The sequence below is a fragment of the Oceanobacillus picturae genome, assembly GCF_000612865.1.
Taxonomy (GTDB): domain Bacteria; phylum Bacillota; class Bacilli; order Bacillales; family Amphibacillaceae; genus Oceanobacillus_B; species Oceanobacillus_B jordanicus.
Map to the genome: position 1 here is coordinate 186,154 of NZ_CCAX010000003.1, position 16,346 is coordinate 202,499.

At 40.4% G+C, this 16,346-nt stretch carries 20 protein-coding genes and 1 pseudogene; 12 read left to right on the forward strand and 9 right to left on the reverse strand.

What is annotated here, in order from left to right:
- Window positions 1-19 precede the first annotated feature (19 nt).
- A complete protein-coding gene (locus tag BN988_RS15355) occupies window positions 20-1,186 on the reverse strand; it encodes a TraB/GumN family protein (RefSeq protein WP_036577832.1) in 1,167 nt (388 codons plus the stop codon).
- Between the two features lie 195 nt (window positions 1,187-1,381).
- On the opposite strand from BN988_RS15355, the gene BN988_RS15360 reads away from it, so the two are divergent.
- The 3 genes from BN988_RS15360 (at window position 1,382) to BN988_RS15370 (ending at window position 2,751) form a co-directional block, all read left to right on the forward strand.
- On the forward strand, window positions 1,382-1,690 hold the full coding sequence (locus tag BN988_RS15360) for a PadR family transcriptional regulator (RefSeq protein WP_036578280.1): 309 nt from the start codon (window positions 1,382-1,384) through the stop codon (window positions 1,688-1,690).
- A gap of 20 nt (window positions 1,691-1,710) precedes the next feature.
- Window positions 1,711-2,460: an HAAS domain-containing protein gene (locus tag BN988_RS15365; RefSeq protein WP_036577833.1), complete on the forward strand. Its 750-nt coding sequence runs from the start codon at window positions 1,711-1,713 to the stop codon at window positions 2,458-2,460.
- 87 nt (window positions 2,461-2,547) lie between these two features.
- Entirely contained in the window at window positions 2,548-2,751 is a 204-nt protein-coding gene (locus BN988_RS15370) for a hypothetical protein (protein WP_036577835.1), read from the forward strand.
- A gap of 9 nt (window positions 2,752-2,760) precedes the next feature.
- Here BN988_RS15370 and BN988_RS15375 read toward each other — a convergent pair whose 3' ends face one another.
- A complete protein-coding gene (locus BN988_RS15375) occupies window positions 2,761-3,048 on the reverse strand; it encodes a phospholipase (protein ID WP_231495259.1) in 288 nt (95 codons plus the stop codon).
- A 166-nt stretch (window positions 3,049-3,214) separates the two neighbouring features.
- Between BN988_RS15375 and BN988_RS15380 the strand changes: the two genes are divergently transcribed.
- The 5 genes and pseudogenes from BN988_RS15380 to BN988_RS18730 all read left to right on the forward strand — a co-directional run.
- Window positions 3,215-4,138, forward strand: coding sequence for a phosphate/phosphite/phosphonate ABC transporter substrate-binding protein (locus tag BN988_RS15380; RefSeq protein ID WP_036577838.1), 924 nt, complete (start codon window positions 3,215-3,217; stop codon window positions 4,136-4,138).
- An 87-nt stretch (window positions 4,139-4,225) separates the two neighbouring features.
- Entirely contained in the window at window positions 4,226-5,014 is a 789-nt protein-coding gene (phnC, locus tag BN988_RS15385) for a phosphonate ABC transporter ATP-binding protein (RefSeq protein ID WP_036577840.1), read from the forward strand.
- Window positions 4,998-5,789: a phosphonate ABC transporter, permease protein PhnE gene (gene phnE / locus BN988_RS15390; RefSeq protein ID WP_036577841.1), complete on the forward strand. Its 792-nt coding sequence runs from the start codon at window positions 4,998-5,000 to the stop codon at window positions 5,787-5,789. The genes phnC and phnE (BN988_RS15390) overlap by 17 nt, the downstream gene beginning before the upstream one ends.
- Window positions 5,786-6,577, forward strand: coding sequence for a phosphonate ABC transporter, permease protein PhnE (phnE, locus tag BN988_RS15395; protein WP_036577843.1), 792 nt, complete (start codon window positions 5,786-5,788; stop codon window positions 6,575-6,577). Before phnE (BN988_RS15390) ends, phnE (BN988_RS15395) begins: the two co-directional genes overlap by 4 nt.
- A 172-nt stretch (window positions 6,578-6,749) precedes the next feature.
- A pseudogene (locus BN988_RS18730) lies at window positions 6,750-6,875 on the forward strand (winged helix-turn-helix transcriptional regulator); the annotation flags it as partial.
- 91 nt (window positions 6,876-6,966) lie between these two features.
- Here the strand turns inward: BN988_RS18730 and BN988_RS15400 are convergent.
- From BN988_RS15400 to BN988_RS15425, 6 genes are all read right to left on the reverse strand, one after another.
- The gene (locus BN988_RS15400) at window positions 6,967-8,379 is read right to left on the reverse strand and encodes a DUF4179 domain-containing protein (protein ID WP_036577845.1); all 1,413 of its coding nucleotides are present in this window, start codon (window positions 8,377-8,379) and stop codon (window positions 6,967-6,969) included.
- Complete coding sequence (locus tag BN988_RS15405) at window positions 8,354-8,890, reverse strand: sigma-70 family RNA polymerase sigma factor (protein ID WP_036577846.1); 537 nt, start codon at window positions 8,888-8,890, stop codon at window positions 8,354-8,356. The genes BN988_RS15400 and BN988_RS15405 overlap by 26 nt, the downstream gene beginning before the upstream one ends.
- Before the next feature lie 98 nt (window positions 8,891-8,988).
- Window positions 8,989-9,708, reverse strand: a complete 720-nt coding sequence (locus tag BN988_RS15410) for a GNAT family N-acetyltransferase (RefSeq protein WP_036577847.1) — start codon at window positions 9,706-9,708, stop codon at window positions 8,989-8,991.
- 30 nt (window positions 9,709-9,738) lie between these two features.
- Complete coding sequence (locus BN988_RS15415; protein WP_036577849.1) at window positions 9,739-10,242, reverse strand: hypothetical protein; 504 nt, start codon at window positions 10,240-10,242, stop codon at window positions 9,739-9,741.
- A 254-nt stretch (window positions 10,243-10,496) separates the two neighbouring features.
- On the reverse strand, window positions 10,497-10,970 hold the full coding sequence (locus BN988_RS15420) for a methylated-DNA--[protein]-cysteine S-methyltransferase (RefSeq protein ID WP_036577850.1): 474 nt from the start codon (window positions 10,968-10,970) through the stop codon (window positions 10,497-10,499).
- Window positions 10,963-11,862, reverse strand: coding sequence for a DNA-3-methyladenine glycosylase family protein (locus BN988_RS15425; RefSeq protein WP_036577851.1), 900 nt, complete (start codon window positions 11,860-11,862; stop codon window positions 10,963-10,965). The genes BN988_RS15420 and BN988_RS15425 overlap by 8 nt, the downstream gene beginning before the upstream one ends.
- 217 nt (window positions 11,863-12,079) lie before the next feature.
- Here BN988_RS15425 and BN988_RS15430 point away from each other — a divergent pair, with 217 nt between their 5' ends.
- The 4 genes from BN988_RS15430 to sspO all read left to right on the forward strand — a co-directional run bounded on the left by BN988_RS15430 (window position 12,080) and on the right by sspO (window position 15,581).
- A complete protein-coding gene (locus tag BN988_RS15430; protein WP_036577853.1) occupies window positions 12,080-12,574 on the forward strand; it encodes a PH domain-containing protein in 495 nt (164 codons plus the stop codon).
- Window positions 12,571-14,082 (forward strand): PH domain-containing protein, encoded by a 1,512-nt coding sequence (locus BN988_RS15435; RefSeq protein ID WP_036577854.1) that lies wholly within the window; start codon window positions 12,571-12,573, stop codon window positions 14,080-14,082. Before BN988_RS15430 ends, BN988_RS15435 begins: the two co-directional genes overlap by 4 nt.
- Before the next feature lie 211 nt (window positions 14,083-14,293).
- Entirely contained in the window at window positions 14,294-15,277 is a 984-nt protein-coding gene (guaC, locus tag BN988_RS15440; protein WP_036577856.1) for a GMP reductase, read from the forward strand.
- A 151-nt stretch (window positions 15,278-15,428) separates the two neighbouring features.
- Window positions 15,429-15,581: a small acid-soluble spore protein O gene (sspO, locus tag BN988_RS15445; RefSeq protein WP_036577858.1), complete on the forward strand. Its 153-nt coding sequence runs from the start codon at window positions 15,429-15,431 to the stop codon at window positions 15,579-15,581.
- 415 nt (window positions 15,582-15,996) lie between these two features.
- Here the strand turns inward: sspO and BN988_RS15450 are convergent, their stop codons facing one another.
- Window positions 15,997-16,338, reverse strand: coding sequence for a zinc ribbon domain-containing protein YjdM (locus BN988_RS15450; RefSeq protein WP_036577860.1), 342 nt, complete (start codon window positions 16,336-16,338; stop codon window positions 15,997-15,999).
- Window positions 16,339-16,346 lie beyond the last annotated feature (8 nt).

Genomic DNA, 16,346 nt, shown 5'->3' on the forward strand with positions numbered 1-16,346 from the left:
GCACCAGGGTTCGTTGTTCTTATATATTTTCGATAAATCGACGGATAACATCCACTCCACCAATCAATGTTCCAAGTGAGCTTCCCAAGTTAGTCAATAATATAACTAATAGCACACGGGTCACTTTATTATGGAAAAACCCCTTCACGGTAAATACGTCCTCAGTAAGGGTTTCAAAATCACCCACATTAGGCCTCTTGAAATACGCTTGTACAAAACCAGCAAACCACCCTGCAGCAAGCAGTGGGTTTAAAGAGGTTAGTGGCGCCACGATAAAGGCAGTCAAAATAGCCAGCGGGTGGGCACGTGCGATGATTGCCCCAATAGCCGAAAGGGCGCCGTTCCAAACAACCCAACTTATTGTTTGCTGCCAACCAGCAGTCGGATTAGCAATAAAAGTGTAGACGATGACCGTCAAAATAATAAATGGAATGGCCCAGCCAATGACTTTGGGAAAGGATGATTTTGCCGGAAGCTCCGTTAGTTTGTTTAAATCATGCTCCCGTTTTATTTCTTCTTTAATCCCTGGCACATGTGCAGCTCCAAGTACGGCAACAATTTTCTTACCAGGTGCATCCTTGATTTTTTGCGACAAATATTGATCGCGTTCATCAATTAAGGGGGTTTTTAACTCTGGAAAATGCTCTGTGAATTCATGAAGAATCGTGTTAATCGTATCCTGGTTCTTCATCTTTTCCAGTTCTTCCTCTGAAATGCTTTCCTTACTAAATATGCCTGCAATTACTTGCATCAGTAAGATAGCCTTTCCTTTAAGACCAATCCCCCGCCAAATACGAGAAAAAGTCGTTTGGATATTTCGATCGGCAAGCACAAGCTCTGCCCCTGTCTCTTTAGCCGATTCAATCCCCTGGATCATTTCCTGGCCCGGATTAATATCAAACTGCTTGGCCATCCTTTTTTGGAAGGAAGATATAGCCAGATTCATCAATAATAACGTGGCCTTCTTTTCCTTAATTACCTTAAAGATGTCCATATTACGCCAGCGGTTTTCATCCTGAATGGATTGGAATCGCTGTTCATCCAGTTCCACACAAACGGCATCTGGGTTTTCTCTTTCAATAACTTCCTTCACTTGCTCTGCGCTGTGTCTAGAAACATGCGCCGTGCCGATAAGGATAAATTCTTTCTCATCTATATGTATTCGCGTTATATTCTCTTCCGTCATGGGATACCTTCCTTTTATTCCGTATAACTCCATTATACTTGAAACGAATTAAATTTTATAGAGTATCCAGTAAAAGTACAAAGTTCCAACTAAAAATAACCCTTGCATTACAAGGTAAATGATTTTATAATCAGTCTATACCTTGTATAACAAGATATAGATGAATGAGGTGAGAAATACTTGTCCACAACACAAATGATGAAGGGGATTCTTGATGGTTGTCTGCTCTCAATCATAAGCGAGAAAGAGGTTTATGGATATGAGTTGGCAGAAAAGCTAGAAGGCTATGGGTTCCATTCCTTTAGCGAAGGAACCATCTACCCACTACTACTGCGCATGCAAAAGGAAGAGCTCGTAACATCTACATTAAAGAAATCTACTGCGGGCCCAAAACGGAAGTATTATACCCTGACACCTAAAGGGGAACAGGAGCTAGATAATTTCATAACCAAGTGGAGCGACCTACAAACGACGGTTAACAACGTTTTAAACAAAAAGATATAGTAAGAGAGGAGAAGTCATAGATGAAAGAAGTTATATTATCTAAAAGAAGCCAGACATTTATTGAAGACTTGCGTGTTTATTTGTTTTCTAGTGGAAAAAAGGAAGAGGAAATCGAGGAAATCGTCACAGAGCTTGAAGATCATTTAATAGAAGCAGAGAAGCGAGGAAAATCCATCGAGGATATTATCGGCAAATCTCCGAAAACCTACATGCAGCAATTATCAAACGAGATGAAAATCGACTATAAAACATGGATGAAGTATTTTGTGATTATCATTGCCGGCGTCTTTTCGATTTCTATTATTGGTGACATACTTAATGGTCCAATTTCATATTCCTTGTTAGAAATCGGTGGTTCTCTTGTAATTAGTTTGCTTTTTATTATGCTTACCTTCTGGGTATTTAAGCTCGTTTCGTCTCGTTCCCTTACGTACGGTATACAAGGACTGTTATTTTTCCTACTCGCAATCGTTCCTCTGGGTTTATTTATTGGACTTGAATTTGCAACCAGATCCATCACCACACCAGTAGTAGAGTTCGGTATAATTGGGACATGGATAGCCGGTGGCCTCACCGTTATTTTTCTAATAGCCATATCTATATGGGCGAAAACGCTCATTCTACCAGTAATTGCTGCATTTCTCGTTCTACCAGAATACCTACTTGGATTTGCGAATATGAACGAAGAGACAATGCTAATTTGGAGCACGGTCATCACCTATGCTGGAATTGGTGCATATGTTCTATTTACGGCAAAAAGAAACAAGTAGTTTGTTAGAGGTGCTGCGTTTAAACAGCTCGCAGCACCTGGTCAGATAAGGTATACTTTAGAAGAACGACATTTGAGGAGTGATAACATGAGTAGATCAAAAGCACAAAAACATCGGCAAAAACAGATAAGGGAAGGTAGAATGGATCCAGCAAAGCTACGCAGTCCATATACTGAGCTAGATCTCCAAACAAGAAAGACCAAGACCAAAAAAGACCATCTATATCGTACGAAACACCAGAATCGTTATCCAGATCATCAAGGAGACGGTTCTTTTTTATGCTTTTTTTAGAAAAACCCCTTACCTTTTATAAAATCCACACCCAACAAAGGATTGTACTTTCATATATTGGTAGAGAATGCGTGCATGGCGGCCCTCTTTCGTATATGGATTAATTTCTTGAGCTAACCGTTCCATAAACAGACGATCACACATACAGTTCGGCCCACCATAACGTTTATAGCAACGATCGTGTTCTCGACACGCCGCATCAACCGCATTAATTGGCGGTCCCGGTCCGCTACACCCCGGACCACAGTACCTATATCCTTTCGGGAAACAAATCCCCCTGCAATTCTTCCCTCTCACCATTGCCACCTCCTTTGTACAAGGTATTCCATGAGGTAACAGAAGGTATATGCAGCTTTCACACTTCTAGAAATTTTTAACATATTGTTTACACTATCTGTAAATTGGCTTAATAAATGCTTGTTATATTAAAGAGGCACTAAACATTTATATTTGGAGGTAGAATATGCTTAAAAAGTTTGCAACATTAGGTTTAACTGTCGGACTAGCAGCTGGAATTCTAAGTGGTTGTGGAGATGCTGGAGAAGCAGAGGGATCAACTAGTTACAAACCAGAGGAATTAACTGTCCAGTTCGTGCCATCCCAAAACGCAGATACATTGGAAGCGAAAGCAAAACCACTGGAAGAGTTGCTTTCCGAGAGACTGGATATACCAGTAGAGGTTAGTGTTTCAACCAACTACAATACAATCATTGAAGCAATGGACTCTAAAAAAGTTGATGTGGGCTTCTTACCACCAACAGCTTACGTACTTGCAAAAGATAAAGGTGCCGCAGAGGTAATGCTCCAGGCACAACGCTACGGAGTAGAAGACGAAACGGGACAACCAACAGATGAGCTTGTTGATTTTTATAAATCTATCTTTGTTGTAAAAAAGGATTCTGGTATTGTAAGTCTTGAAGATTTAAAAGGAAAGAAAATTGCCTTCCAGGATGTTACATCATCAGCAGGCTATGTATGGCCGGCCGCATCATTGATGGATGCTGGGTTGGATCCACTTGAAGATGTAGAGGGAATTACAGTAAAAGGGCATGACCAAGGAATTATCTCCGTATTAAACGGGGACGTTGACGCGGCTGTTGTATTCCAGGATGCACGTAATACCGTTGCTGGCGATTATCCAGAAGTATTTGATGAAACCGAGATTATTGAATTCACCGAAGGCATTCCAAACGACACGGTTGCTGTAAGATCTGATATGGACCAAGAATGGATAGATAAGATCACCGAAGCATTTATTGACATTGGGAAAGACGAAGAAGGACATGAAATTATTAAAGAGATTTATACACATGAAGGCTATGTAGAATCAGAAGATAGCAACTTTGATATCGTTCGTGATTATGCTGAAAAGGTAAAAACGGAGTAGCATTTACACCATCCACCTATATGCTTAAAACGTAGCCAGGCGATCCTTCGTCCTGGCTACCTATTTCTAAAGAAAGTTGGTTTTAACATGATAGAGTTTCAAAATGTATCCAAAACGTATCCTAATGGCACAAAAGGATTGAAGGATATCAATGTTACCATCAATCCGGGAGAGTTTGTCGTTATTGTTGGTTTGTCAGGGGCAGGTAAATCCACGTTTTTACGTTCCATCAACAGATTGCATGAAGTTACAGAAGGCGAAATCTTTGTTGGAGGGACATCCATTACGAAAGCAAATGGGAAGCAATTAAGGAGAATGCGTCGTGACATCGGCATGATTTTTCAACAGTTTAACCTAGTCAAACGGACAACGGTTATAAATAACGTTCTGTCTGGACGTGTTGGCTATCATTCTACCTTCCGTACTATGCTTGGTATTTATCCAAAGGCTGATACGGAGCTTGCCTTACAATCTCTTGAACGCGTGAACCTTGTAGAGAAAGCTTATACGAGGTCTGACCAGCTTTCTGGTGGACAGCAACAGCGTGTTTCCATCGCGCGCACACTTGCCCAGGAGGCAAAGGTGATTTTGGCTGATGAACCAGTAGCTTCACTTGATCCTTTGACTACAACGCAAGTGATGGATGATTTGAAGAAAATCAATCAAGAGCTTGGCATTACGACGATTGTGAACTTACACTTCATCGATATTGCAAGACAATACGCCACCAGAATTATCGGCCTGAATGCCGGGGAAATTGTATTTGATGGACCGGTAGAAGAGGCAACAGATCAAAAATTAGCAGAAATTTATGGCCAAAAATTAGAAACCACCGAAGAAGAAGCAAAAGAGGTGCCTTATGTCGCAACTAGCTGAACCTTTACGCCCAACACCCCCAAGAAAACTAAAGCTTTACTTCACTATCTTCTTACTAGCACTTTTCCTTTTTGCCAGTGCTTATCAAACCGATAGTACTTTTTCGGAGTTATTTACAGGTCTACCTAATATGACGGGGCTCCTTGTGGATATGGTGCCACCAAACTGGGCCTATATTGATAACATCACTCCAGCAATGCTGGAAACAATTCGTATGGCTGTAGTAGGAACAACCATTGGAGCAGTGTTAGCAATCCCCATTGCGCTTTTGTCGGCAAGCAATGTTTTTCAAAGCTCTTGGATTTGGTATCCGGTTCGCTTTGTGCTTAACCTTGTGCGTACGATTCCAGAACTTTTACTTGCTGCAACCTTTGTAGCCATCTTTGGTTTAGGACCCTTGCCTGGGATTTTTGCATTGGGGATTTTTTCTGTTGGAATTATCGCTAAACTAACATACGAGGCGATTGAATCGATTGATAAAGGACCACTTGAGTCTATGACAGCTGTTGGAGCAAATAAGCTGCAATGGATTCGCTGCGCGGTCATCCCACAGGTTTCCGCTCACTTTATTACATATGTACTGTACACTTTTGAAGTAAACATACGTGCCGCGGCAATTCTCGGCCTCGTTGGAGCCGGTGGAATTGGTCTTTACTACGACCGCACGCTCGGTTTCTTAGAATACGATAAGGTAAGTACGATTATTCTCTTCACTCTAATTGTCGTGCTTATCATTGATTACTTTAGTGGAAAGCTTAGGGAGAAATTACTATGATGCGACCACAAAAACCGAAGAAGAAAATTGGACTGTATATATTAATCTATGGATCGCTTTTGCTACTTTACATATGGGCATTTTCCGGTGTTCCGATGGATGGTTTCAAAGATACAGCTGGACAGATTACAAAAGCAATTTTTAGTGGGATTTTCTCACCAGACTGGGATTATGTTTACTTACCTGAAGGAGAGGACTTGCTCCGCGGGCTGCTCGACACCTTAGCAATAGCGGTGCTGGGGACGTTTATATCTGCTATATTATGTATTCCGTTCGCCTTTTGGGAATCAAAAAATATGAATCGAGCGAGATTTACGACAGGCACTGGGAAATTTATGCTTAGCTTCATCCGTACTTTCCCAGAGCTAGTGATGGCGCTCCTGTTTATTAAAGCAGTAGGACCAGGCTCATTTGCAGGGGTTTTAGCTTTAGGTCTTCACTCCATTGGAATGCTAGGAAAATTATTTTCTGAGGAAGTTGAAGCAATTGACCCCGGCCCATCCGAAGCTTTGGCTGCTACAGGTGCGAACAGAATCCAGACGCTACGTCTAGCTGTCCTTCCTCAAGTACTGCCGAGTTTCATGTCTTATACGTTGTACCGATTTGAGATAAACCTCCGTTCGGCAAGCATTCTTGGCATCATCGGTGCTGGTGGAATTGGAACACCATTAATTTTCGCCATGCAGTCGAGAGATTGGGAGCGAGTGGGCATTATTTTACTCGGTATTATCGTGATGGTCGTGCTCGTTGATATGATATCAGGATTCTTGCGTAAGCGCGTTGTATAAAGTGGAGGATGATGTGAGGGGTAGAACGGGGGCATGCGGCGTAACATTTATTCGTTGATGCACAGATAAAAGACTTGGTATTTGATTTAGAAGTATCAATTGACTCTTCTGTTCATGCCCGAATAGATAAAAAAAGGCTCCCTAATTGATTAGGAAGCCTTTCTTTTATTAAAACCGGATCATATACAACCAGGTACCCCCAAAAGTAGAGTATGAGCTAAGCGAATATGGACGCAGCCTTGAAGTGATTCTTGATTCATTATGTGCATGGGGAGAAACCCACATTACGAAGGTGTAGGGAGATAAAACTGAAGTACTTGAAGAAAGCATCTTAAATAACTAGAAAAAGCGACCTGGTATAGCTACCAGATCGCTTTTTTGTACTAACTTTATTCTCTTTCCTCCAGATTTATTTCTATTGGGTCCATTTTAATAGGCTGATTCGAACTTAATGTACCAAATGGGACAATTAGGGAGTAATCACTCATAGTTAAAGCAGCATCCACCGGAAAGCTTGAGTGAAATTGGAGTGATTCTTTGTTAATCAATTCTGTTTTAACACTCCTGATTTGATGGTTGATCATTTGATTAGGATCTGTCTCTCCATTTTTCCCTGTCTGTATATCATCAGTTTTAATTAGCATAATATAGTTGGCAAAGTTATCGATTATATCCTGCGCCAGCTTTTGATCATCCACATTCCCTAATGCATAATCAACAACAAGCTGGCCATCTTTTACTTGTGTATTTGTAACGCGGATAAAATAACTAAATCTTTCACTTTCAATTTCAAAAGGGAGTGTCTGATCAATTGACGCGGTTGTATCCTGCTCATACTGTCTGATTTCTGGTTGAATGATTAGTTTACTAGCATCTCCCTCTACCTTGCTGCCAAACAATTCACGTATGTTTTTCATTACGGAATCTCCATTCTCTTCGGCCGAAATGGTGTCTGCATGATGCTTGGATAAACGATTACCTAGGTTATCTGTTATCGTCAATTGTATATTATCATGCTTTCCACTAGCAGGAAGTGCAGTATGATAAGACAACATAGTGGTTGCTTTTCCTTTAACAAGCTTTTCTAATTCCAGCGTGTAATCTCCCCATACAACTTGGCCTTCCACATCCCTTTCTACCGCGGGGATTTGTTCTATTGGAACATCAAATTGCCAATTTCCTTCTTTTCCTAATATGGATGTAAACGTTAATGGTAGACTTTCTATATCGGAAAGATCTGCTTTAGGGTTATAAAATTCCATGGTACCTACATAACCTTCCTCTGTCTCTGTTATTCCTGTAGCCCCACTTGACCACTGGTTTTGTTCATCACCGTTAAATAGATGATAGCTGTAACCTATTTCCGGTCCTTTATTTCCTCCGAGGTTATCTAATGACAGTGCTTTTCCATTTGCCTTAAAAGCCACTCCAATTACATTGCCGTCATAATAAGCATTCGATATTGTGATATCTACTCCCTTGTTAGATGTGGACTCATTTATCTCTGTTACTAGATTTCCCTTCCACAAATTCTCGCCGATATTTAATCCATATTTCTCATAGATGGATCCTATAACTGGAACATCTGCAAGTACATTAGACACAGGAGAAAAAACTAATCCTGCTGCTAAAAAGGAGGCAGCAGCTGTTGAGGATACCGTTGAAATAAGTTTATAATTCTTTTTTCGCTCTTTTCCTTTCTGATCCCTTGCACGTTGTATCCCTTTATCGATTGCTGTATCTGCTTCCATTTTGGGGAAATCAATGTTCTCCATTTCAGTTTGAAAATGCTTCTTGTTCATAGTACTTCGCCCCTTTTAGAATACTTTTAAGCTCAATTCGCGCCCTGCGCAAATAAGTTTTAACCGTGTTCTCTGATTTTCCCATCGTTTCAGCTACCTTTAAAATTGTCATGTCATGAAAATAGAAAAGAATAATTGCTGTTTGGTATTCAGAACTTAGCTTTGTAATTGCTTGAAGTAGGTCTATTCTTTCGTCTAAGTTTTCCGGGTCACTTTCTGCCATATGTACAATGTCTTCGTCTAATATAAGTCGCTTTCTTTTTCGTAATATGTCTAAAGCAGTCCGAATGACAATACTTGTCAGCCACGTTTTGAAATACTCTGGCTGTTTCACTGATCGTACAGACATATATGCTTTATATATCGATTCCTGCATTACATCTAATGCATCTTCTCTATTTCGCACATATAGAAAAGCCGTTTTATAGATTCTTTCACTGTCTGCCTTAACTAGCATCTCAAATGCTTTTTCATTTCCTTTAATTGCCTTTTTGACAAGTTTTATATCCATTTCCAAGCCCCCTTTCAATTATTAGAGCAAGCAGACCTTCAAAAAGTTTCAATCATTTATTAGACAGAAAAAAAAACTTCCCTTTACGGAAGCCTCTCTTACTTTCTCTTTTTTTCTAATCGGTATATTCCTTTACGATCACGGAGTGTGCAGCCATTTTTTATAAAAATATCTATCATAGCTTGGTTGCTAGTATCTGTGCTGCCCACATAATAGGTTGCGTTCTTCTCTTTAAGAAGGGATAGGGAAGCTAGATGCATAGAAGCTCCTAATCCACGTCCTCTCATTTCTGGGACCACGCCAAAGTAAAACATTCTGCCCTCGTCTGTTGTTCCTTCTTCAATAAGAGGGATACTTATACCGCATGCCTCTCCCTCGTGAGTAAAGGAATAACAAAAATCTCGCCAAGCAGGACCAAGCTCGCTTTTTATCGAGTTCATTACTTCCTCTATCGGCTGTTTTTTATTCTTATTAGCTGAGCCGGAACGACATCGCTCATAGAGGCTTGCATAATCTTGATCCGTTAGGCGCCCTTCACTTAAGTTGTTCCAGCGAATGGGAAAAGAGTGTTCTTCTATGTTATCCAACGTTCGTGTATACTCTACAATCGTCGATACCTTATTAAATCCCTCATCCAACAATACTGCTTCAGAGGTTTCCTCTAAAAGCACTGAAATGAAGCCATACTCTTTCGACTTCCATTCCTTTACGAGTTTGCTTAATGAAGTCTCATATAATTCTTTGGATATGCTGTCCTTCTTTAACTGGTCTACAAGCCAATATTTGCCGGGACTTTTAATTGTATGAAAATGCTCCATCCTCCACCCTCATTTCTACTAAGCGAAAAATTAACGGATTGCACTAATTTTATATTTATCGCCCTCTTTTTTTATCTCAAGGGAAAAATAACTTTCTTGCTCTACTTCCGTGCCATCTTCTTCCTCATAGACTTCTTTATACTCAAAATCATAAAGGAAATAAGATGTAGCTTTCGTTACAACCTCATTTTTAACTTCTGTAACAAGTTTTGGTTTAGGACCGGTGAATTGAATAAGCTCACTTTCTTCTTCTAACATTTTCTTCGTAAACAAATCCATTTTCACTTGATCAAACTCTTCTTTCGTTTGTGCACCTAAAAGCTGATCATATTTCTGCTTTAGTCCCTGTGCAATATCTAATAATTCTTGTTCACTATATGTAAAAAAGTCTATGTCGGCTTCCTTAATTTCATTTGTCGGCATACCCTGATCAGCTACTCGTTTACGGTTTTCCGCCAGTCCGTGTTCTCCGGCGCAAGCAACTAAAAAAAGGATAAGCAAGGTGGCACCTGCCAATAATATATATTTTAACAATGGTACTCTCTCTCCCTTTGTGAATCTGGTTGTTTTTACCTATGCTGATTATACTATATTTATAGGTATGCGGAAGAGAAATTCTAAAAATTATACCTAATATTAATAGAATTCTTTTAAATATAATGTCTATGCGGTCTGTATGACTAACTCTCCCAAGAAAGCATTATACATTCCAACGCTTTCTTCTTCTAGCATTTCCCCTTAAGAAATTTTAAAAGCTCGGTACCTTTCTATACTAGTTTTTAGACACTTCATTTATTCATAATTCTTTTTTCGTGCTCCAGTAGCCACTCTTTGCGCCACAAACCGCCCGCATAGCCAGTTAGCTTTCCGCTTGTACCAATAATACGGTGACATGGGAATATAATACTGATTTTGTTTTTGCTATTCGCACTTCCAACGGCACGTACTGCCTTATCACGCTTAATGGATATCGCAATATCTCTGTAGCTACCTGTTTCCCCATAAGGAATCTGTCTTAATGCTTGCCACACTTCTTGTTGAAAAGGCGTACCTTCCAGTTTAAAGGGAAGATTAAACTCCAAACGCTCCTCGTTAAAGTATTCATCCAGCTGTTTATAGCAATCTTTCAGCGTCTGAGGAAGGCTGTCCGAATAGGCGTATTCTACCTGCTGTTTCTCTGTATAGGATACTTCATAGATCGCTTCCTCCGTGCCCGTTATTTCAATGATACCTATTGGCGACTTATAATCTACTTTATTCATATAATGACCTCCACAAAAATATCGTTGCGTAAGCTTCCCAACCTGCCCAATCTCTCGCAAGTTCCGCTATTTCGTCTACAGTTGGCTTCCAACCAAGTTGTTGTTTTAATGCCTGGTGAATGCCGGCGTCTGCAATTGGGAAGGCATTGGGCATCTGGAAACATTTCATAAGCACATAATCTGCTGTCCAAGCACCAATTCCCCGAATGGAACGTAACGCTTTTTTCAATTCTGGATAGCTTTTCTCTTCAAGCTCTTGTAATGATAAAGTACCATCTCGCAGTTTCTTTGCTATATCTAGTACATACTCCGCTTTTCGGGAAGAAAATTGCAAGTCTCTTACTATTTCGATGTTCACGTCAGCGATAACTGCCGGTTGGGGAAATATCCAGTATGTCTCTCCCTCCCAATCCAGTTTTTCTCCAAAGCGCTCCACAAACCGGCGTTTTAGTGTATACGCAAACTTCAGATTGATTTGTTGACCTGCGATGGCCCAGACAAATGCTTCAAAAAGATCAGGAATCCCTACCACCCTTAATCCACTATACGTTTTCACAAGGTCATTTAAATATGGATCCTGCTGTGCTAGTTGATAAAAGGGCTCTACATCACGTTCCAAATCAAACCACTTTGTTACATAATCAGCTACAAAATCCTTGATTGCTTTGTCGAATTTTCCGTTTAAAAACTGAATGTATAGCTTGCCATCCTCTTCGGTAACCGAAAATACGACAGCTTCTTCCTCCACCCTCAACGCTTTAAAAACGGTCCTCCCTTTAACCAAATGAAGGATCTCTTGATCAGACCTTTTTAAGAAAACGAGCGTTTCATCAAAACGAAAGTGACTCGGACTTCCAGCTTCCAAGTACGTTTGCTTATCCTCCCATTGCATCCGTACAGCCTCCCTCCTATTCATTCGCAGTCTTCTCCCTCTCTATTAACTATTCTAACAAAATATTGTCCCTTTTACGCCCGGAACTTATTGAATCGTCAGGATATGCTGAAACATTTAAGCTGACCTTTTCGTAATACGTAATGTACAGAAGAACACATGAGCAACATTCCACCAAATATGGTGGTGCAACGTGGTAGAAAAAGGAGTGTTACATATGTCGGAAGGTCTTTTATCTCCCAACAAAAAACTTTCCAAGAAAGCAGTAAAGGTCTGGCGGCTTAGCGAAAGCCTTTCCAACGTTATTAGTATTATCGTGCTAGCTATACTGTTTTATTTGGATTATTACTTTTCTTGGGTTTATTGGATTAATTGGATTCTTATAGGGTTAGTCGTTATTGGGATTGTTGGGGGCATTTGGGGATATATTAAACCCGGATTATTGTACAAACATTGGAGGTACGATATAAGTGAGGAATTCCTGCAGCTGAAATCCGGTGCTATAAAGGAAGAACACCAGCTTGTACCCATGACAAAGATACAATCTGTCTCAACGAAACAAGGGCCATTATTGCGTAAATATGGGTTATATGCAGTAACCGTCCAAACGATGGGGTCTACCCATACCATCCCGGCACTGGAAAAAGCAGTTGCAACTGAATTGCGAAATACCATTGCCATGTATGCAAAGGTGGAGGAGATGGAGGAATGAAAGAAGCCAAACGACACCATCCCTTGCAAATCGCCTATGATCTTTGGGGATTTATTAAAAACACCTTTTTTATTATTGTCATCCTGTTTGTTTTTCAAGCAGGTTCAGACTCCTGGCTGGTCAAGTATGGGAGGATCGCATTTCTGGCATTGGTTGCCGTGACAATCATTTATCTTTTGTTTAAATGGTTCACAAACAAATATACACTTACACAAACAGCCTTTGTGTTAACTGAGGGGGTTTTTTCAAAGAAAAGAAAAACCGTACCTTATTCCAAAGTGCAGCATGCGAAGCGAGAAACAAAGTTATTCCACCGGATTTTCCGTGTCACTTCTATATCATTTGAAACAAGCTCACAAGGGGATGATAGCTCTGTGACATTCCATGTTGTGACACGTGCTGATGCAACCCGGTTGGAAAATCAGGTCTCCAAACAATACGCTGGGGTGGAAGATGCGGATCAAGCCGTTGTTTACTCCGTGGATGAGACAAAACCAGGTTCAGAGGTGGAATCAGAGGCAGATCTAGGTCGTATCGTTCACTTTAGTCCAACGAAAAAAGAGGTGATAAAGGCCTCTTTTACATCCTTAAGTTTCCTTGCCGTTATTCCAATCTTAGGTTCCCAAGTAAATAAGTTTGATGATATTCTTCCTAATGATCAGCAAGCAGAGGGGATGGTAGGATTTATTCTTGATCGGTGGTGGTTAATTGCCCTGACAATTATATTGATTGTTTGCTTATTAATGATCGGCGGGGTAATCTGGACTTTTTTAAAGTATGGCAAATACGAAATCGCCTCTGATAATGAGAAGGTGTATATCACTAAAGGAGTATTGGAAGAGACTGCCTTTTCCATTACGAAGAGAAATGTACAGGCCATTCAAATTCAACAGTCTTTCATGAAGCGGATTCTTGGACTAGCAGAAGTAAAGCTCGTGGTTGCAGGGGCACTAGGAGATGATGGTGCGGACGTTAATAGCCTTTATCCTTTTTTACCAGTAAAGAAAGCCCAACAACTCGTAGAGGAAATCCTGCCGTCTTATCGACTGACAGATTCGATGGAGTTCCTACCTCGTGAATCGTTTTGGTTCCGCATGCTGCGTCCAAGTTGGTTTTGGATCATTGCTACTGGGGTGCTTTTTTTCTGGAAGCCTGACCTTTTTGGTCTTTCTGAATATTGGTGGGTTTTTTCGCTTATCCTACTAGTACTAATCGTTATGTCACGGATTCTGGATTATAAGCATACAGGCTACACCATAAATGATACATTTATTCAGTTAAAAACAGGTGGCTTCGGAACAAATTTGTTTCTTTCCAAGCGGAGTAGCGTTATAGAGGTTGGTGTCTCACGCAATATCATGCAAAAGAAGCTTGGGTTGGCATCACTCGCAACCGTAAACCGCGCCAAGCCAGTGTTACACACTACCATGGATGACGTAACGGAAGAATGGGCTGATGAATTTCTTGCATGGTACCAAGATAGAAATCAAGAAGTTACGTTAAAGTAATCGAACAGCCTCTGATTACAAAATCCGGGATAAACCTGTTGTATCCTTATAATCCAGGCTGGATAGTGCACTATTTCCCCCAGAACCGAATAATCACTCTGTCTGTAACTTCTAAGCTCATTGACTTTCACTCACAAATGGTGTAAATTAAGCAATAGACGAACGATAATTATTAGTTCGTAAATAACATTCGGTTTTAGGAGTGTATAAAGTGGAAAACGTATTTGATTATGAAGATATTCAATTAATTCCAGCAAAATGTGTTGTAAACAGTCGCTCAGAGTGTGACACAAGCGTTACACTAGGCGGACATACATTTAAATTACCTGTCGTACCAGCAAATATGCAGACTATTATAGATGAAAAAATTGCCGTGCATTTAGCCGAAAAAGGTTACTTTTATGTCATGCACCGCTTCGAACCAGAAACGCGCCTTGGATTTATCCAGGACATGCAAAACCGTGGACTAATTGCCTCTATCAGCGTAGGGGTTAAAGATGAAGAGTATAGCTTTGTTGAGCAATTAGCAAACGAAGAAGTTATTCCAGAATTTATTACGATCGATATCGCTCATGGACATTCTAATGCCGTGATTAATATGATTAAGCATATCAAACAGCATTTACCAAAAAGCTTTGTCATCGCAGGAAATGTAGGAACTCCTGAAGCAGTTAGAGAATTGGAGCATGCGGGAGCAGACGCAACCAAGGTCGGAATCGGCCCAGGGAAAGTTTGTATCACAAAAATTAAAACAGGCTTCGGTACAGGTGGCTGGCAGCTCGCAGCATTGCGCTGGTGTGCCAAAGCTGCAACGAAACCAATTATTGCGGATGGCGGGATCCGTACGCATGGAGACATTGCTAAATCCGTACGCTTTGGCGCTACGATGGTGATGATTGGCTCCCTTTTCGCTGGACATGAAGAATCTCCAGGAGAAACAATTGAAAAAGAAGGAAAGCTTTATAAAGAGTACTTTGGTTCTGCCTCTGAATTCCAAAAAGGCGAAAAGAAAAACGTGGAAGGCAAGAAAATGTATGTCGAGCACAAAGGCTCTCTTGACGATACACTAACTGAAATGCAACAGGATCTACAGTCCTCCATTTCTTATGCTGGAGGCAGCACACTGGATTCTATCCGTACTGTTGATTATGTTGTTGTGAAAAACTCCATTTTTAATGGCGATAAAGTATACTAAATCCCTAATAATATAAGACAAAAAGAGGTGCACATTTGAATGTGCACCTCTTTTTTATGTTATTTCTATTCGTCTCCAATCTCTGCACTTTTCTACACCCTAATCATATTTTTTTGTCTCCGTGTCATAATAAGATCCTGGAGGTGTTGAAATGCCAAGTGAATCAAAGAAAAAGCGTGCTGGCATGAGTGATGAGCAAGCAGTTAGAGGAAAATTGTCAAAGCAATTTGACCATGAATTTGCTAACGAGCCACTAACCACAGCAGAAAAGTTGAATAACAAAAAAACGAAGAAAAGACAATAGTTTTTTATCCCGGAGCAACCGTCCGTAAGTCTCCCACTTCTAAACATGAAGTGAAGCCGAGTTTTTAGTGGGAGTAAACAGACGCTAACATCCCCGATTCGTTCAACTAACAATCAGTGGAAGAAAGAAAACCCCCACTGATTGAAGTTTCATTTTATAAGGCTAATTATATAAGTTAAGCGCACTAGGTAAGATCTATAATTACCGCTCCAGAAATACATTTCGCTTTCCGCGGGCGGCTGGTGAGCCACCTTGTGCTTCGCACAAGGGGGTCTCACCTATGCCTATTAATCCCGTCGGAGTCTTCATGTATTTCCTACGCTATGAATAAGCCCTGAATCATTAACGCACAAGATCACACTGCTTAATGGAAGAATAATTTATAGTAACACTATAGATATGTACGAGATATTCTTTAAAGCTTTTTCACAAATTTGGTTTTTAACTGCATTTCGCCAAGGCCATCAATTTTACAATCAATGTCATGATCGCCATCAATTAAACGGATGTTTTTAACTTTGGTTCCTCTTTTTACGACTGAGGATGTACCTTTTACTTTTAAATCCTTGATTACCGTAACGGCATCTCCATCATGAAGCACCGTTCCATTGGCATCTTTGTACACTTTCACTTCATCTTGCTGATCCGCTTCTGCTTCTCCCGTCCACTCATGTGCACACTCTGGACAAACAAAAACGTTCCCATCATCATATGTATATTCTGAATGGCATTTTGGACAACTTGGTAGTTCGTTCATAGGTAGAA